14 protein-coding genes and 1 pseudogene are annotated in these 18623 nt (G+C 69.2%); 12 read left to right on the top strand and 3 right to left on the bottom strand.

Annotated elements, in window-relative coordinates; all coding sequences use genetic code 11:
* Positions 1-71: 71 nt before the first annotated feature.
* Both PV396_RS04290 and PV396_RS04285 read right to left on the bottom strand, forming a co-directional pair.
* Positions 72-1598, bottom strand: coding sequence for a cellulose-binding domain-containing protein (locus tag PV396_RS04290; RefSeq protein ID WP_319200420.1), 1527 nt, complete (start codon positions 1596-1598; stop codon positions 72-74).
* 260 nt (positions 1599-1858) lie between these two features.
* Positions 1859-3181: a radical SAM protein gene (locus tag PV396_RS04285; protein ID WP_319200418.1), complete on the bottom strand. Its 1323-nt coding sequence runs from the start codon at positions 3179-3181 to the stop codon at positions 1859-1861.
* Between the two features lie 149 nt (positions 3182-3330).
* Here PV396_RS04285 and PV396_RS04280 point away from each other — a divergent pair, with 149 nt between their 5' ends.
* The 12 genes and pseudogenes from PV396_RS04280 (at position 3331) to PV396_RS04225 (ending at position 17543) form a co-directional block, all read left to right on the top strand.
* Complete coding sequence (locus PV396_RS04280; protein ID WP_319200416.1) at positions 3331-4575, top strand: FAD-binding protein; 1245 nt, start codon at positions 3331-3333, stop codon at positions 4573-4575.
* Between the two features lie 173 nt (positions 4576-4748).
* A complete protein-coding gene (locus PV396_RS04275) occupies positions 4749-5984 on the top strand; it encodes an ROK family transcriptional regulator (RefSeq protein WP_319200661.1) in 1236 nt (411 codons plus the stop codon).
* Between the two features lie 221 nt (positions 5985-6205).
* Positions 6206-7468 (top strand): sugar ABC transporter substrate-binding protein, encoded by a 1263-nt coding sequence (locus tag PV396_RS04270; protein ID WP_319200414.1) that lies wholly within the window; start codon positions 6206-6208, stop codon positions 7466-7468.
* A gap of 20 nt (positions 7469-7488) precedes the next feature.
* Positions 7489-8454, top strand: coding sequence for a sugar ABC transporter permease (locus PV396_RS04265; protein ID WP_319200412.1), 966 nt, complete (start codon positions 7489-7491; stop codon positions 8452-8454).
* An 8-nt stretch (positions 8455-8462) separates the two neighbouring features.
* Complete coding sequence (locus tag PV396_RS04260; RefSeq protein ID WP_319200659.1) at positions 8463-9356, top strand: carbohydrate ABC transporter permease; 894 nt, start codon at positions 8463-8465, stop codon at positions 9354-9356.
* A 41-nt stretch (positions 9357-9397) separates the two neighbouring features.
* Positions 9398-12337 carry a glycoside hydrolase family 2 TIM barrel-domain containing protein gene (locus PV396_RS04255; protein ID WP_319200410.1) on the top strand — a complete coding sequence of 980 codons (2940 nt, stop codon included), beginning with the start codon at positions 9398-9400 and terminating at the stop codon, positions 12335-12337.
* Positions 12338-12369: 32 nt separating this feature from the next.
* Complete coding sequence (locus PV396_RS04250; RefSeq protein ID WP_319200408.1) at positions 12370-13383, top strand: ATP-binding cassette domain-containing protein; 1014 nt, start codon at positions 12370-12372, stop codon at positions 13381-13383.
* Between the two features lies 1 nt (position 13384).
* The gene (locus PV396_RS04245) at positions 13385-14188 is read left to right on the top strand and encodes an ABC transporter permease (protein WP_319200406.1); all 804 of its coding nucleotides are present in this window, start codon (positions 13385-13387) and stop codon (positions 14186-14188) included.
* A gap of 4 nt (positions 14189-14192) precedes the next feature.
* Positions 14193-14987: an ABC transporter permease gene (locus tag PV396_RS04240; protein ID WP_319200404.1), complete on the top strand. Its 795-nt coding sequence runs from the start codon at positions 14193-14195 to the stop codon at positions 14985-14987.
* A 147-nt stretch (positions 14988-15134) separates the two neighbouring features.
* Entirely contained in the window at positions 15135-15710 is a 576-nt protein-coding gene (locus PV396_RS04235) for a TetR/AcrR family transcriptional regulator (RefSeq protein ID WP_319200402.1), read from the top strand.
* 87 nt (positions 15711-15797) lie between these two features.
* Positions 15798-16585: pseudogene (locus tag PV396_RS04230) on the top strand (SDR family oxidoreductase).
* 67 nt (positions 16586-16652) lie between these two features.
* A complete protein-coding gene (locus PV396_RS04225) occupies positions 16653-17543 on the top strand; it encodes an MBL fold metallo-hydrolase (protein ID WP_319200400.1) in 891 nt (296 codons plus the stop codon).
* Between the two features lie 67 nt (positions 17544-17610).
* Here the strand turns inward: PV396_RS04225 and PV396_RS04220 are convergent, their stop codons facing one another.
* Entirely contained in the window at positions 17611-18597 is a 987-nt protein-coding gene (locus PV396_RS04220) for a helix-turn-helix transcriptional regulator (protein ID WP_319200398.1), read from the bottom strand.
* Between the last annotated feature and the right edge of the window lie 26 nt (positions 18598-18623).

Here is an 18623-nt window from a genome sequence, read left to right as displayed (position 1 = left end):
GAGGACACCCAGGTCGTCGTGAGCCCGGTGACCCCGGGCTCGCGACGGGCCCGTACCCGGCATCGGGTGGGTCAGGTCGTGCTCGTGCAGGGGCTGCCGTTCACCGTGAAGTCGAACGGGAGCTCGTTGTCGCCGTCGCGGCTGGCGAGGAAGCCGAGGGAGACCGTGCCGCCCGCCGCGACTGCCCTGTTGTAGTCGGCGGCGGTGGCCGTGACGCGGGCGCCGTCCTGCCTGAAGTTCGCGTCCCACATCTGGCTGACCCGCTGGCCGTTGTGGAAGCTCCAGGCGATGCTCCAGCCGTCGAGGGCCTTCGTGGAGGTGACGCTGATGGTGGCCTGGAAACCGTCGGGCCACTCGTTGACGAGGTCGAACTCGACGTCACAGGACACCGGGGCGCTCTTGGCGGGGCTCGGCTTCGGTTTCTCACGGGGCTCGGTGGACGAGGAGGTGCCCTGGGGCTCCGGATCGGGCTTGTCGGTGGCTGTCGGGGACGAGCCGGTGTCCTGCTTCGAGTCCTCCTTCGAGCCCTGGTCCGTCGGCAGGGGGGACGCGGACGGGGTGGCGCCCACGGGGACGGTCAGGCCGGACGGCAGTACGGACGCCGGGTCCACGACGGGCTTGTTGTCGCTCGCGCCGCCCCGCGCGGTGGTGTCGCCGTCCGATCCGCCGAAGGGCATCAGCGACACCGTGAGCGTCAGCGCCGAGACGATGACGGCCGCGACCAGGATCGCCGTACGGCCGATGCGTGGGCGGAACTCCCCGATGGTGAGTCCGGTGTTCATGCCCGCTTCGGTGCGCCCGCCGAGCAGACCGGCCTCGGCCGCGCGGCGGCGCCGTTCCAGATAGGCGAGGCCGCCCCAGCCGATGACACCGCCGGCGAGCGCGGCGGGCAGGCCGCTGATGCCGCCGTAGAGCCGCAGGCAGGCGGCGGCCTCGGCGCACTCCACGCAGGTCGCGAGGTGCCAGGAGAGGTCCTCGGGGATCTCGGCACCCTGCGAGCGGGTGACGGCGTCGAGCAGCCGGGCGAAGCTGCGGCACTCGGAGCTCATCGGGATGTCGAGGAGGTTGCGCTGGCACCGGTCCCTGAACAGGCCGCGCACCTGGACGAGTTCGTCGGCGGCGGTGTGCGGGTCGAGGCCGAGCCGGCGGGCCACGACGGGCAGCGGCAGTGCCTCCACCTCGGCCAGCCAGAGCAGGGCGGCGTCCGGTTCCTGCATGTCGCGCAGGGCGCGCAGCGCGAGCGGGCGGCGCAGCGGCGGGCCCACGTACCGGGCGGCCTTTTCGGAGTTGAGCCAGAGCCTCAGGTCGGGGTCGAGATGGTTGCCGTGCCCGGTTTCCTCCCAGGACGCGGCGGTACTGCGAACCGCCGCCAGCAGCAGGGGTATCCAGGGCAGCCTGGGTATGCGGCGCCCGGTGTTGCGGGCGCCGAAGTCGGCGGCCCGGGCCGCGTGGATACCGTGCGTGAACGCCTCGGCGGCCAGCTCCGTGCCGGCGGAGGAGCCGGACGTGCACAGGTCGGCGTACGAGAGGACCGCGTCCCAGCACTCGGAGAACAGCGCTGCTTCGGCGGCGTCCTGAGGGGTCGGCAGATCTGGCATTTGGGGGGACTCCAGCATCAACGGCTTGCACACGCCAACGTCAAGGTCAGGGTAAAACGTCAACTGCCCTCAGAATCAAGGGAGTTGAGGGGAACGTTTTCCAGAACGGAGCCCCGAGCTTTTCACGTTTCCCGCACAACTGACAAGCGACGTATTCACATGTCCACACATGTCAACGCGGCTCGCCGTGCGGGGGTCGCGAAGTGAGCGGAACGACGTGTTTGTCCCCGTCCCCCATACGCTTCGCGGCGGCGCTCCGTTCAGGCCCGGGACACCGGATCCCGGGCCGGCAGGCTGTCCATGAAGGAGCTGACGGAGAACACCGCGCGGCCGGGGCCGGGTTCGCCGTAGCCGGGGGGCGAGTCGAGGCCGAAGTCGTCCATCGTGGCGCGGTAGGCCTCCAGCAGACGGATGTGGTACTCCAGCGGCGCGCCCTGCGGGTTGGCCTTGCCGAGCGGGGTGGTGGGCTCGGGGCACCAGGTGGTGAAGCGGGGCGTGATGCCGTGCGACATGAAGAAGCGCAGGCCCTCGGTGGTGGACGCGATCGCCTCGTCGACCGTCGTGAACCCGGACGGCTCGGCCATCTCCACACCGGCCACGAAGTTGGGGATGACGTTGCGCGCGCCGAAGACCTCCGCCGAGTCCAGGATGCGCTTGTGCCACTCGTCGCGGCCCACGTAGCGCTCCTTGCCGGGGCAGTACAGCTCGAAGAGCTTGCGGTCCCACACCTCGTAGTTGGGGTGGTAGATCTGCACGCCGTAGTCCTTGAAGCGCTGCACGTCGTCCTTGGGCAGCGCCTGCGCGACGACCTTGCCGATCCAGCGTCCCGGGAAGTGCTCCTCGATCGCCTTCGCGTACATGCCGTAGAAGTCGGCCTCGTCGCGGCCCTGGAGCTTCGAGGTGATCGCGCCGCCGGTGAGCGTGTAGGCGGTGGATGCCTTGCCGGTGTCGTACCGGTTGATGATCTCCAGCGCCTCGAGGACCTCGTCGACGTCCTTGACGCCCGTGTAGGGCCGCCCGGCCGCCTTGTGCTGGCGCCAGTTGTGGTTGATGTCGCAGTACTGGCACTCCTCCTTGGCGCCGAAGTACTGGCAGACCCGGAAGACGGTCAGATAGATCAGATAGCCCCACTGGATGGTCGGGGCGACCTCCATGACGGACTTCCCGTTGGAGAGGGTGTGGCGGTAGTACTCCGGCATGGGCGGCACCCCGACGTCGGAGATCCGCTTCCCGTCCAGGTAGAGGCCGAGGACGCCGTGTTCGTCGGCGGCCACCCGGTAGGGCGAGGCGGGGTTCACCCGCACCGACACGACGGTCCGGCGCAGGTCGTAGGGCCCGCCGGTGAGGATGATCTCCTCCGGCGGGCGGCGCAGCGCGGCCTCGCCCAGCTCGGGCAGGGTGCCGTGGTCGAAGGAGAAGATGAAGTACGACTTCGGCTTGACGTCACCGCTCTCGTTGTCGCTGAGCGCGGACGCGTCGAAGGCCACACCACCCCTGAGCAGGTCTTCCTTGAAGACGGCTTCCCTCGGTACATGGGGAAAGCGCTCCATCAGATCCTCGACCAGCGCGGTGCGGCTGCCCATCCCGTGTCTCCTCCAGCTCCGGCGGTGTCCCGGCGTTCGACTCCTCACGGTATGCCCCCGCCTGCGCGCGTGGGGCCGCGGGGCCCCTCGGGCATGTCCTTCGGCGCCGCGTGAGAGGGTCGTCGCACCTGAGCGGAGGGACAAAACCCATGGCCGAGACGCTGACCAACTGGGCGGGCAACATCATCTACACGCCCGAGGAACTGCACCGACCGCGTTCCCTGGACGCCCTGCGGGCGCTCGTGGCGGACAGCGAGCGGGTGCGGGTGCTGGGCAGCGGGCACTCGTTCAACGAGATCGCCGAGCCGGGCGCCGGCGGTGTCCTGCTCTCGCTGGCCGGCCTGCCCCAGGAGATCGACGTGGACACGGCGGCCCGTACGGTCCGGGTCGGCGGCGGGGTCCGGTACGCGGAGCTGGCCAGGGCCGTCCACGGGCGCGGACTCGCGCTGCACAACATGGCGTCCCTGCCGCACATCTCGGTGGCGGGGTCGGTGGCGACCGGTACGCACGGTTCGGGGGTCGGCAACGGTTCGCTCGCCACCGCGGTGCGCGAGGTCGAGCTGGTCACCGGGGACGGCTCGACGGTGACGATCGCCCGGGGCGAGGAGCGGTTCGAGGGCGCGGTCACCGCGCTCGGCGCCCTGGGCGTCGTCACGGCCCTCACCCTCGACCTGGAGGCGGACTTCGAGGTCGAGCAGTACGTGTTCACCGAGCTGCCCCTGGACGGGCTGGACTTCGAGGCGGTGGCCGGGGCCGCGTACAGCGTGAGCCTGTTCACCGACTGGCGGGCGCCGGGCTTCCGGCAGGTGTGGCTGAAGCGGCGGACCGACCAGGCGCCGGTGGACTTCCCGTGGGCCGTGCCCGCCACCGAGGCGATGCACCCGGTGCCGGGGATGCCGGCCGTGAACTGCACCGAGCAGTTCGGGGTGCCGGGGCCCTGGCACGAGCGGCTCCCGCACTTCCGGGCGGAGTTCACGCCGAGCAGCGGCGAGGAGCTCCAGTCGGAGTACCTGCTGCCGCGCCCGTACGCGCTCGACGCGCTGCGCTCGCTCGACGCGATCCGGGACGTCGTCGCGCCGGTGCTGCAGGTGTGCGAGGTGCGGACGATCGCCGCCGACACGCAGTGGCTGAGCCCGGCGTACGGGCGGGACAGCGTGGCGTTCCACTTCACCTGGGTGGCGGACACCGAGGCGGTGCTGCCGGTGGTGCGGCGGGTCGAGTCGGCGCTGAACCCGTACGGGGCGCGTCCGCACTGGGGGAAGGTGTTCTCGGTACCGGCGGAGGTGGTGCGGGGACGCTATCCGCGGCTGGCGGACTTCGGGGCGCTGGCGGCGTTCCTGGACCCCTCGGCGAAGTTCACGAACGCGTTCGTCCAGGAGGTGCTCGGCGGCTGACCTCGGGCCAGGGGCGGTACCACGTGCGAGGGAACTTTCTTCAGCCCCTTTCCTAACCCCTTGTCGAACCTCCCCCGCTCCCATAGCCTTGCGCCGCGCCGGTGCCGTCGTGCTCCGGTCTGTCCGCATTCAGGTCCGCACGGGATCTGCTCGGCGAGGGGGCAAGCCCGGTGGTGAAGCGCACGTCACGTGACATCCGCACCGCGAACCGCTATGAGGTGCTTCGCCAGATCATCGCCCATTCGCCCACATCCCGGCAGGAGCTGGCCGCCGCGAGCGGGCTGAGCCTGGCCACGGTCGCCACGCTCGTCGGCGAGCTGCTCGAGCTGCGGATGATCACGGAGGTCGGGTTCGAGGACTCGGCGGGCGGCCGTCCCCGGGGCCTCGTGGCCGTCAACGCGTCGGGGGGCGCGCTGATCGGCGTCGACATCGCGGAGACGTACGTCCATGTCGAGCTGTTCGATCTCGCGCTGAACGTGCTGGCCCGCGCCGACGAGGACTTGCGCCCCGGCGAGAGCCTGCCCGAGCAGGTGGTCAGCCATGTGGCCGCCGCCGTGGGCTCCGTCGTCGCGCAGGCCGGCATCGAGGGCGCGCGAGTGCTGGGCGTCGGGGTGAGCGTGCCGGGGCAGGTGGACCGGGACACCGGCATCTCGGAGTACGCGCCCAACTGGGACTGGCACGACGTGCCCCTCCTCGACCTGCTGTCCGAGGTCATCGCCTACCCGCTCTACCTGGACAATCCGCTGCGCGCCGGCGCGGTCGCCGAGATGTGGTTCGGGGCGGCGCGCGGGCGCGGGGACGTGGTGGTGGTCAACCTCGGTACGGGGGTCGGCGCGGGGCTCGCGCTCCAGGGCGGGCTGTACCGGGGGGTGAGCAACAGCGCCGGCGAGTGGGGGCACACCACGCTCGTACTGGACGGGCGGTTGTGCCGCTGCGGCAACCACGGCTGCGTGGAGGCCTATGTCGGCGCACCCGGCATCATGCTGAATCTGCGCGAACTCGCCCCGGACAGCCCGCTGTTGCACCCCGAGGACCAGACCGCGACCATAGACGCGCTGGCCCGTGGGGTGGACGCGGGCGATCCCGTGGCCGTCGAGGTCGTCCGGGAGACGGCTCGTTACATCGGCGCGGGCATCGCGAACCTGGTCAACGTCCTCAACCCCGAGGTGGTCGTGCTCAGCAGCTGGGTCGCCCGCACGCTCGGCGAACCGCTGCTGCGCGAGGTGCGCGAGGCCGTCGGCCGGCACGCGCTCAGCAGGCCGTTCGCCGCCACCGAGATCGTCCTCTCCCCCATCCCCACCGATCCGGCGTGCCTGGGGGCGGCGACGTTCGCTCTCGAGGGCGCTCTGTCCTCGGTCACCCAGCGGTCGTCGACCGCCCGGCGGACCGGCGCGATGCCGCTGAAATAGGTCTGGTCCAATGGTCAACCGCGCCCGCGCGGACCGCTGTTGAGCGGTCCGCGCCTTTTCTGCGTCCGAAATACCGAACAGTCCGCAACGTTTCGAACGGGCTTCGTCCAACCCCTTGCCGAAGCCTTAGCCGAAGGTTAACGTCCCGCTCCGCACCTCCTGTTTCAGCCACTCGGCGCTTCGCCCGTGGCCCGCAGCCGCACCAGAGACAAGGACGTCACATGTCGGCCATGAGCAGCAACTGGGACCGCCGAACCATCCTCCGCGCCGCAGCGGGCCTGTCCGCCGCGGGCGCGCTGACCGCCTGCGGCGGCAACAACGGCCGCTCCGGCGGGAGCAGTTCGGGCACGAACCTCACGCAGTACTTCCACGCGTACGGCGAGGCGGGCACCGAGCAGGCCATCAAGAAGTACGCGAAGGCCTACGACAAGGCCAACGTGACCACGCAGTGGATCACCAGCGCCGACTTCGAGAGCAAGCTCTTCGCGACGCTGCTCACCAAGAACGCGCCCGACGTGTTCGAGTTCCACCCGCAGCTCCAGATGGTGACGAGCGGTCAGGTGGCGGACCTGAGCGACATCGTCAACCCGGTCAAGGACGACTTCAACCCGGCCGACATCAAGTCGCACACGGTGGACGGCAAGGTCTACGGCGTCCGCATGATCGACGACCCGCAGTTCTTCTTCTACCGCAAGTCGATGCTGGAGGCGGCCAAGGTCGAGGTGCCCACCACGCTCGACGAGTTGGCCGAGGCCGCCGAGAAGCTCACCACCAACAAGGTCAAGGGCCTGTACATGGGCAACGACCTGCACAACGTCATCGACACGATGATCTGGTCGGCCAACGCGGACCACCTCAACGAGAAGAACGAGATCGCCTACCACACCCCCGGCGTCATCGAGGGCATCAAGAAGATGCGCAAGCTGTTCACCAGCGGCAACCTTCTCCTCGGCGCGCCGACCGAGTCCTGGGACCCGTCCTCGCTCAACCAGGGCCTGTGTGCCATCCAGTTCTGCGGCATGTGGGCGATGCCCGGGATCCAGGCGGCGCTCGGCGACGACTGGGGCGTCTTCCCCTTCCCGAAGACCATCGACTCCGGCAAGGAGTCGGTCTACAACGGCGGCTGGTCGATGTTCGTCAACGCCAAGTCCGAGAACGTCGAGGCCGCCAAGGAATACGTCAAGTGGCTGTGGATCGACCAGAAGGAGTACCAGGAGGACTGGGCCACCTCCTACGGCTTCCACATCCCGCCGCGCACCTCGCTCGCGGCGACGGCCACCAAGCTCAAGTCGGGCAACGCCGCTGAGGGCGTCCGGCTCTTCAACGAGTTCGGGCACTTCGACAACATCGCCTGGACACAGGCCATGCGCACCGCGCTCGAGGACGTCTTCGCCAACGCCGTCCGCAAGGACATGGACCCGGAGGCCGCCCTCGACAAGGCCGACGAGGCCGTCAACCGCGAGCTCAAGAAGCTGTTCGGATAGGCCGCGGGACGGATCAGGACATGTCGACGACGAAGACGCGCGATGTCGCGCGCCCCGCCGCGGCCACGGCCTCACCGGCCAAGCCGCGGCGGGCCCTGCGGGGCAGCCCCACTGTCAACTTCTGGCTCTTCACCGGGCCGTTCCTCATCGGCCTGGCGATCTTCGTCTACGCGCCGATCCTCTGGAGTCTCTGGCTCAGCTTCTTCGAGGCCCGCTTCACCGTCACGCCCGACAAGTTCGTCGGCTTCGACAACTACACGTACATGCTGACGAACGACGACTTCGTCGGCTCGCTCGGCACCTTCACCGCCTTCGCCGCGTTCATCGTGCCCACCACCTGGGCGCTCTCGCTGGGCCTCGCCCTGCTGGTGAACCGGCTGCGGTTCATGCGTGCGTTCTTCCGGTCGGTCTTCTTCCTGCCGACCGCGTGCAGCTATGTGGCCGCGTCGCTGATCTGGAAGATGTCCATCTTCAGCGGCGTCCGCTTCGGCCTGATGAACACGGTCCTCGGCTGGTTCGGGATCGAGAACATCGCCTGGCTGGCCGACCCGAACCCGCCCTGGTACTGGGTGGTCATCGTCAGCGCGCGTCTGTGGCTGCAGTCCGGCTTCTACATGATCCTTTTCATCGCGGCGCTGCAGAACATCCCGGGCGAGCTGTACGAGGCCGCCGCCATCGACGGCGCCAAGCCGGGCTGGCAGACCTTCCGGTACATCACCCTGCCCCAGCTGCGCGCCACCTCCACCGCGGTGATCCTGCTGCTCCTGATCGCCGCCTACCAGGCCTTCGACGAGTTCTTCAACCTCCTGTCGAAGACCACCTGGGGCCGGCCGCCCCTGGTCGAGCTGTACTACAAGGCCCTGGGCGAGAGCCAGGACTACGGTTCCGGCAGCGCCGGAGCGGTCATCCTGACCGTCTTGATCTGCGCCGTGACCCTGCTCCAGGGCAAGTTCATGGGCTTCGGAAGGGGGGACGAGTCCAAGTGACCACCACGATGCCCGAGGTGCCCGAGGTACGGGACCCGGCGCCGCAGTCGAAAAAGCCGCGCCGCGTCAGGCGTGGCGGCGGTGTGATGAGCTCCACCGGGCTCTACATCGCCACCGGTATGGCCGCCTTCTTCTTCCTGATCCCGTTCTATCTGCTGGTCCGCAACGCCCTCTCCACGGACCTCGAGATCACCGGAGAGAACTGGAAGTTCTTCCCCACGGACATCCAGTGGGGCAACATCAGCGAACTGTTCAACGACGGGACGGTGCCCTTCGCCCAGTCCCTGTGGAACTCGGCGATCGTCGCCACCCTGCACACCGTCGGGGTCCTGCTGGTGTGCTCGCTCGCCGGATACGGCCTGGCCCGTATCCCGTACAAGCACGCCAACAAGGTGTTCTACGCCGTCCTGGGGACCCTGATGGTCCCGACCGCGGTGACCTTCGTACCCAGCTTCGTGCTGGTCTCGTCGCTCGGCTGGGTGGACACCTACCGGGGTCTGATCATCCCGGGCCTGTTCAGTGGTTTCACCTGCTTCCTGTTCCGGCAGTATTTCCTGGGGTTCCCCAAGGAACTGGAGGAGGCGGCTCGCGTGGACGGACTGGGCTACTGGGGTGCGTACTGGCGCATCGTGGTGCCCAACTCGCTGAACTTCTTCGCGGCGATGGCGACCATCACCTTCATCAACGGGTGGAACTCCTTCCTGTGGCCGCTGGTCATCGGTCAGAGTCCGGACGCGTGGACCGTTCAGGTCGCGCTCTCCAACTACATGACCAACCAGACCGTCGTCTTCCATATGATCTTCATGGCCACCGCATTTTCCATCCTGCCCCTGGTGTTCGTGTTCCTCTTCCTCCAGCGCTGGCTGGTGCAGGGGATCGCCCAGACCGGCATCAAGGGCTGAGCCGCCTATCGGGCTGAACCACGGGCTGAACTAGGAGACCGATGTCCTTCCGCACCACGGCAGCATCCACGGCGACGGCGACCGACTACGTCGAGGACGTCTCACCCGGCAGCGGGGCCCTTCCGCCCCGCGCCTGGTACGCGTCCTCGGACGCCGGGTCGCTGTCCCTGAACGGCAGCTGGCGTTTCCGGCTGTCGCCGACCGCCGACGGCGCGGACGACTCGTTCGCCGAGCCGGGCTTCGACGCCGGGGACTGGGCCGAGGTGACGGTCCCCGGGCACTGGGTTCTCCAGGGCGACGGCGCCTTCGGCGCGCCCATCTACACCAACGTCCTCTACCCCTTCCCGGTGGACCCGCCACGGGTGCCGACCGAGAACCCGACCGGCGACCACCTGCATGTCTTCGACCTGCCGTCCGACTGGCCCGAGCTGTCGGACGGCGGGTCGGTGCTGCGCTTCGACGGGGTCGAGTCGTGTGCCCGGGTGTGGCTGAACGGCACGGACATCGGCGAGTTCAAGGGCTCCAGGCTGGCCCACGAGTTCGCGGTCGGGCACCTGCTGAAGCCCGGCGGCAACGTCCTCGCGGTCCGGGTCCACCAGTGGTCGGCGGGCTCGTACCTCGAGGACCAGGACCAGTGGTGGCTGCCCGGCATCTTCCGCGACGTGACGCTGCTGCACCGTCCGGCGGGCAGCGTCCTCGACTTCTTCGTGCACTCCTCGTACGACCACACGAGCCGTGAGGGCACGCTCCGCGTCGAGTCCGACGTCGACGGGCGGGTCACCGTCCCCGAGTTGGACATCGATGTCAGGACGGGCGAGCCGGTGACGGTCGCGGTCGAGCCGTGGACCGCGGAGACGCCCCGCCTCTACGACGGTGAGCTGGTCACGGCGGGTGAGCGGGTGCCGTTGCGCATCGGCTTCCGGACCGTCGAGCTGGCGGACGGGCTCATCAAGGTCAACGGGAAGGCGGTCCTGTTCAAGGGCGTCAACCGGCACGAGTGGCACCCCGAGAAGGGCCGCTCCCTCGACCTGGAGACCATGCGGGCGGACGTGCTGCTGATGAAGCGGCACAACGTCAACGCCGTCCGCACCTCGCACTACCCGCCGCACCCCGCCTTCCTCGACCTGTGCGACGAGTACGGCCTGTGGGTCATCGACGAGTGCGACCTGGAGACCCACGGCTTCACCGAGCAGGGCTGGCGTGACAACCCCGTCGACGACGACCGCTGGACCCCGGCCCTCCTGGACCGCGCGTCCCGGATGGTCGAGCGGGACAAGAACCACCCGTCGGTCGTCATCTGGTCGCTGGGCAACGAGGCCGGCACCGGGCGCGGACTGACCGCCATGGCCGAGTGGATCCACGGCCGCGACAGCTCACGGCTCGTGCACTACGAGGGCGACTGGGACTGCCGCGACACGGACATGTACTCCCGCATGTACGCCGACCACGCGGAGACCGAGCGCATCGGCCGGCACCTGGACGGCGGCACCCACAGGCGCCGCCAACTTCCCTTCATTCTCTGCGAGTTCGGCCACGCCATGGGCAACGGCCCCGGCGGCATCGCCGACTACCAGCGGATCTTCGAGGCCCACGACCGCACCCAGGGCGGCTTCATCTGGGAGTGGATCGACCACGGCGTCAAGGACGAGCGGTTCGGCTACGCGTACGGCGGCGACTTCGGCGAGGAACTGCACGACGGCAACTTCGTCTGCGACGGGCTGGTCTTCCCCGACCGGACGCCGTCACCGGGGCTCCTCGAGTACAAGAAGGTCATCGAGCCGGTCCGCATCGAGGGCGACGGCACGGACGGCACCGTACGCGTGACGAACGCGTACGACTTCGCCGACCTGTCCGCGCTCACCTTCGAGTGGTCGTACGACGTCGACGGCACGGCGGTCGAGTCCGGCACCCTGGCGGTGCCCGCCCTCGCCCCCGGCGAGTCGGCGGACGTGAAGCTGCCGCAGCCACCGTCCGACGGCCAGGGCGCCGAGACGTGCTGGACAGTGCGGGCGACGCTCGCCGAGGACACCACGTGGGGGCCGAAGGGGCATCCGGTGGCGTGGGGCCAACTTCCCGTCCAGGCCCGCACCTTGGTGACCGTCGCCGCGAGTGAGCGTCCCGCCGATGCCACGATTGTGAAGGTCACCACCGGGAGCGAGCGCCACGCCCGCGACGAGCGGAAGGGCATCATGCTCGGTCCGGCCGTCTTCAACCCGTCCAGCGGCGCGCTGGAGTCGATCAACGGGATCGACGTCATCGACCTCAAGCTGGACGTGTGGCGTGCGCCCACCGACAACGACGAGGGCGCTGAATGGCAGCCCGACATCCGTTACGGCACACTCTGGCGGAAGTTGGGCCTGCACCGTATGCAACACCGCCTGGACTCCGTCGAGTCGGGCGAGGACTCGCTGACGGTACGGACCCGGGTGGCGCCCGCCGCCGCCGAGGTGGCCCTGAACACGGAGTACCGCTGGACGTCCGACGGCGACCGGCTGCAACTGACCGTGTCCGTCGTCCCGGAGGGCGAGTGGACGCTGCCGCTGCCGAGGCTCGGCATCCGGCTGGGGCTGTCGGAGGCGGACCGGGTCACCTGGTTCGGCGGCGGCCCCGGTGAGGGCTACCCCGACACCAAGTCGGCCTCCATGCTGGGCCGTTGGGAGTCGACGGTCGACGACCTCCAGACGCCCTACGTCCGCCCGCAGGAGAACGGCGCCCGTGCCGACGTGCGTTGGGCGGAGATCGGCGGACTGCGGGTCGACGGCGACCCGGAGTTCTGGTTCACGGCCCGCCGTTGGACGAGCGAACAGCTCGACGCGGCCGACCACCGCACCGACCTGACACCCACGGACACCGTCTGGGTCAACCTCGACCATGGTCAGCAGGGCATCGGCTCACAGTCCTGCGGGCCGGGCGCGCTGCCTCAATACCTGCTGCGGGTGGCGCCGGCGACATTCACTTTCGTGTTCACAGCAAACGAGTAGCACTTCCTCACCTCGCCTCTATCGGGGGAACGTTGAGCGGCAACATAGAGGTCCGGGGCCTGTCCCGGACCTTCCACACCACAGTGCGGCGTCCCGGTTTCACCGGGGCGCTGCGCTCCCTCGTCCAGCCGGAGCGGGTCGCCAAGGAGGCCGTCTCCGACATCACCTTCGACGTCGCGCCGGGTGAACTCCTCGCGCTGCTCGGGCCGAACGGCGCCGGCAAGTCGACGACCATCAAGATGCTCACCGGCATCCTCACCCCCACCTCCGGCGAGGCACGCGTCGCGGGCGTGGTGCCATACCTGGAGCGGGAGCGCAACGCCCGCAACATCGGGGCGGTGTTCGGCCAGCGCACCCAGCTCTGGTGGGACCTGCCAGTGCGCGAGTCGTTCTCGATCCTGCGGGACATCTACGAGATACCGAAGGACGAACACGCCGTACGCCTGCGGGAGTTCGACGAGCTGCTGGCGCTGTCCACGTTCTGGGACACCCGCGTACGGCATCTGTCGCTGGGCCAGCGGGTGCGCTGCGACCTCGCGGCGGCGCTGCTGCACGATCCGCCGGTGGTGTTCCTCGACGAACCCACCATCGGTATGGACGTGGTCGTGAAGGAACAGGTGCGGGAGTTCCTGCGCCACCAGGTGGAGGAACGCGGCCGGACGGTCCTCCTCACCACGCACGACATGACGGAGGTCGAGCGGCTCGCGGAGCGGGTCGTCCTCGTCAACCACGGCTGGCTCGTGCTGGACGGCACGCTGGACGAGATCAAGAAGAAGTTCGGCTCGACGTGGCAGGTCAGAGCCACGCTGGCCGACCCGCACGCGGAGGTGGCGGCGCTCCCCGGCATCGCTCTCCTGCGCCGCGAGGGTCCACAGGTGGTCTTCGGCCCCGAGGGCCCGGCCGCCCCGACCGTTCACCAGGCGCTCAAGCAGGTCATCGAGCGGTACGAGGTGACGGACATCGCCCTCGACGAGGCCGACCTCGAGGACGTGATGCGCGCCGCATACGTCCAGGCCGAGGCACTTGAACCGGGCGGGGGCGGCTGACATGGCTGTCCTGCACGCCTGGCGGGCCGCCCGGGTCACCCCCCTCGGTGAGCTGAACGCCCCGCCCAGAATGACCGCGGCCCTGATCCGGCTGACCGTCCAGGTGGTCCTGGTCGCCTCCCTGTGGAACGGCCTCTACCAGCAGACCGGTACGACGGCCGGCCTCAACCGCGAGCAGGCGGTGACGTACGCCGTCATGGCCGTACTCGCCTCCCGGCTGCGGGAGTTGGACCAGTACGCGGGCCGCGACACCGTACTCCAGCACATGCACTTCGGCACGATCGTGTACTGGTACCTGCGCCCGCTGCCACCCCAGCGCTACTACGCGCTGCGGGCCCTGGGCGAGCAGGTGTACGGCTTCGCCTGGGCATTCGCCGGGTTCGTGCTCTGTCTGGCCGCCGGAGTGGTCGAGCCGCCCGAATCTGCCGCCGTGGCAGGGGTGTTCGCACTCAGCCTCCTACTCGGCCAGCTGGTCCTCTACTACGTCATGCTCGTCATCGACCAGCTGTGCTTCTGGACGCTGCGCAACGGCGCCGCGATGCTCATCCTGATCTTCGCGCAGAACCTGCTGTCCGGGGTGTACGCACCGCTGTGGTTCTTCCCGGACTGGTTCATCACGCTCAGCGCCCTGCTGCCCTTCCAGGCCACGCTGAGTGTGCCGCTGTCGCTGTACGTGGGCCGCATCCCGCCCTCGGACGCGGCCTTCCAGCTCTCCGTGCAGGCCGGCTGGGTCCTCGTACTGGCCCTGTTCACCCGGTTCCTGTGGCGGCGGGCCGCCCTCCGAGTCGTCGCCCAGGGAGGCTGAGACCGTGAACGCCGTACGTATCGCATGGCGCATCACGCGCCTCAACTTCCGTGCCCAGCTCGAGTACCGCTCCGAGTTTTTGCTGATGATCGCGATCGGTGCCATCTGGCAGGTGTCGGTGATCGTGTTCGCGACGGTGCTGCTGACCCGGTTCACCGGGATGGGCGGCTGGGACAGCTCGGAGGTGCTGCTGATCCCGGCGACCCGGATGCTGGCGCACGGCGTCTTCGTGCTGTTCCTCGGGCGACTGCACGGCATCGGCCGGATCATCCAGGAGGGGGCGATCGACACCTATCTGGTCCGCCCGATGCCGGTGTTCCGCCAGGTCCAGCTGTCCTACTTCCCCACCAACGCCATCGGCGACCTGACGGTGGCGATCGGACTGATGGCGGGCGCGCTCTCGCGCAGCGACCTGGACTGGACGGCGGGCCGCATCACGTACCTCGTGGTCTGCGTCCTCGGCGGGATGCTCCTGGAGGCGGCCCTGTTCACGGTGGTCGCCTGCGCCTCGCTGCGCTTTCCGGCCGCCGACTACTGGGGACGCTGGCTGGAGGAGCTGCTCGGCACCTTCGGGAGCTATCCCCTGAACGTGCTGCCGAGGGCGGTAGGCGGCTTCCTCACCTTCGGCCTGCCCCTGGCCTTCGTCGCGTACTTCCCGGCAGCGGTCCTGACCGGCCACGACACGGGCGTCCCGTACTGGCTGGCGGCGGCGTCGCCGTTGCTGGGGCTGGTGGCGTTCCTGGGCGCGAGGCTGCTGTGGCGGTGGAGTCTGGGGCACTACACGGGGGTTAACGGGTGACAGGTAGGGCGCACCGGGCCGGGGTACGCGGGGAAGCTGGACAAGAAGCTGGACGAGGCTTATTCGGGCAAGCGCGCGAGCCGCGGTTCGGCGTCGACTCGTAGCCAGTATTTGACCTGCAGGTCAAATACTGGCTACGGTAGCGACATGGGCAGACCGAAGAGCTTCGAACCGGACGTGGTGATCGCGCGGGCGATGGAGACCTTCTGGACCAAGGGCTACACCGACACCTCCCCCGCCGACCTCGCCGAGGCGACCGGAGTGGCCAAGGGCAGCCTGTACCACTCGTTCGGTTCCAAGCGTCAGCTGTTCGGCAAGGTGTTGGACCTCTACGGCCGGACGCGTTCCGAGCAGGCCGAGGAGTTCCTGTCACGGCCGGGCACCGCCAAGGAGCGCATCCGCGCCTACTTCGTGCTGCTGATGGACGCGGACCTGGACGGCCCGGTCCGGCGTGGATGTCTGGCCCAGAACACGGTCGGGGAGCTCGGTGGACGTGACACGGAGGCCACCCGCGCGGTGCTCCGCATGGAGGAGGGGCTGATCGAACTCCTCGCCGCGCGCATTGCGCAAGGGCAAGGGGACGGTGACGTCGACCGGGGCGTCGATGCCAGAACGCAGGCGCTGTTCCTCCAGAACACCCTCGCCGGGCTGCGGGTCATGGCCAAGACATTCGACCGGCCGGCGCTCCATCGGATCATCGACACGGCCCTGACAGGCCTCTGAGAAACGACGCTTCGGGTGGCAGCCCTTTTTTGTGCCCGAGTTTTTGACCCCCAGTTCAAGAATCTGCAATTCTCCGAGAGGGAGATCATGGACCTTGGTATCAGCGGAAAGACCGCTCTGGTCACCGGTGCGAGTCGCGGCATCGGCCTCGCGATCGCTTGACCCTGGCCGCGGAGGGCGTCCGGGTGGTGGGTGCCGCCCGGACCGTCACCTCCGAACTGGAGGAGGTCGCCGCCGCGGCCGTCTCCGTCGACCTCAGCACCCGCGACGGGGCGACGTCGATCGCCGATCAGGCGCGCGCCGCGGTCGGCGGGATCGACTTCCTCGTCAACAACGTCGGCGCGGGTGACGCGGACGGCATGGCCGTCGGCACAGTCCTCGACGTCGGCGACGAGCAGTGGCAGCGGATATTCGATCTCAACCTGTTCAGCGCGGTGTGGACCACCAAGGCGGCGCTGCCGAGCATTCTGGAACGCCGGGGCGCGATCGTGAACATCTCCTCGATCAACGCACGCGTGCACACCGGCACGCCGGTCGGCTACGCGGAGGCCAAGGCGGCACTGACCCAGTTCGGGAAGCGGCTCAGCGAGGAGCTGGCGCCGCGCGGTGTCCGCGTGAACACCGTTTCCCCGGGCGTTGTGGCCAGTCGGCTGTGGACCGACCCGGACGGCTACGGCGGCAGGGTCGCCGCCGCATACGGGGTCGGCCACGGCGACCTGCTCGCCTCTCTGCCCGCGCAGGTCGGCGTCGCCTCAGGGCGCCTCACCGAACCCGAGGAGGTGGCGGACCTGGTCGCCTTCCTGCTGTCCGACCGCGCCGCCAACATCCATGGCGCCGACCACGTCATCGACGGCGGCACCCTCAAGGCCGCCTGACAGCCCGGCATGCCCGCCCGCCTCCTCCCGCCACTTCCCATTCACTCCACAACCGGAGGGTTTCCCCGTGGACTCCACACCGCACTCGACCGCTACGCATGACGTACCCCTGAGGGCGACCGTGTTCGTCGGCCACTGGCCGACGATCCCCGCCCGGGAGAGCGCCGAGGTCCCGCCCGGCACGTTCTCGCCGACGACCGCGACGCTGATCAGCGGCCCCACCGAGATCGTCCTGATCGACGCCCTGCACCTGAAGGCGGAGGTGGAGGAGCTGGGTGATCTCATCGAGCGGACCGGCAAGCGCCTGACCTCCATCTACGTCACGCACGACCACGCCGACCACTACCTCGGCATCGGCCCGCTCCTGGAGCGTTTCCCCGGTGCGAAGGCGGTCACGCTGCCGCACATCCTGGAGTCGATGCGCACCACCTGGGACGCCCAGGCGGCGCAGTGGAAGCTGATGTTCGGCGACACGGCCGTGCCGCACGGGCCGATGCCCGAAGCGCTGGAGGGCACGACCCTGTACGTCGACGGCTGTCCGGTCAACGTCATCCCGGTCAAGCAGGCCGACATCCACCCCACGAGCATCGTCCACGTCCCGGCGATCGACGTCGTCGTCGCGGGGGACTCGATCTACAACGAGGTCTTTCCCATGCTCGCGCTCTCGACCCCCGACGAGTGGAAGGACTGGCTCGACACGCTCCAGGTCATCGAGGACCTCGCGCCGCGCATGGTCGTGGCCGGGCACCGTCGTCCCGACGGCGACGACCATGCCGTCGCGGCCATGATCAGTCAGACCCGGTCGTTCATCCACGACTTCGCCGCCGCATCCGAGGTCGCCAAGGACACCGGTGAGCTCTTCGGCATGGTGAAGGCGAAGTACCCGCACCACGCCAACGACTGGAGCCTGCTGGTCTCGGCGCACGCGGCGACGCGGCGAAACGGCTCAGCCTTGTAGCCACACCCTGCCGCACGGCCAAGGGCCGGCTCCCCGCGTACGGAGCCGGCCCGTCGACCTTCAGCAGTCAGCCTGCCGGGGCGCCCTCGTACAGGGCGAGGGTCTCCTGCGCCCTGCGGACCAGCGCGTCACGCAGTTCGGCCGGCTCCAGGACCTCGACGGCGGGACCGAAGAGGAGCAGCTGCTCGGCCGAGCCCAGCGAATTGAACCTCACCTCCAGTCGCACCGGATCGGTGCTCTCGGCATCGGCCGGCTCCTGCGGCGGCGGAGCTGCGAGATCCGCGCTGTGCAGAGCCAGGAATTTCGCCAGCATGGGGCGCTGGACCTTCACCGTCACGCTCACCGATGTGGGCACGTTGTCGACCCCATGTCGCAGGGTCTCCCACAGGCCGGCCAGCTCCACCCCGCTGCGCCGTTGGACGGGATCCTCGGTGACCGTCGCCGAGAGCATCCGATCCACCCGGAACATCGTGGGCTTCTCGCGGTGATCGGCGATCAGGTACCAGATGCCCGCCTTGTTCACCAGCCCGTACGGATCAAGGGTGTAGGAGCGCACCTCGGCATCCCGGCCGTGACGGTAGCGCAGCCGAAGCCGCCGGTCGTTGAAGACCGCGGCCTGGAGCACGCCGAGGTCGACACTGAGCTCCTGAGGGCTGCTGCGCCAGCGCACCGGGTCGATCAGGATGCGGCGGCTGGCGAGATCGGCGCCGCCGCGAAACGGCGCGGGCACGGCGGCCATGACCTTGCGCAGCGCCGAGCCGATCGCCTGGCCCAGCCCCAGGTCGGCGTGGGCCCGGTCGGTGACCAGGACGAACAGGGCGCGGGCTTCATCGGCCGTCAGGCCGGTGACATCCGTGCGGTAGCCGGGAAGCAGGGCGATGCCCCCGTTGCGGCCGCGCTCGGCGTACACGGGCACACCGGCCGCGGACAGCGCCTCGACATCACGGAAGATGGTCCGGACCGACACTTCCAGGCGCTCGGCCAGGTCGGTCGCGGGCACCTGCCCGTGGGTCTGCAACAACAGCAGCAGCGACAGCAATCGGTCGGATTTCATATTTCAAGAATGACCCGGATACATGA

The sequence above is a fragment of the Streptomyces sp. ME02-8801-2C genome (assembly GCF_033793965.1).
GTDB lineage: Bacteria > Actinomycetota > Actinomycetes > Streptomycetales > Streptomycetaceae > Streptomyces.
The sequence above is the reverse complement of the archived record's forward strand: the minus strand, read 5'-3'. Positions and strand labels throughout refer to the sequence as shown.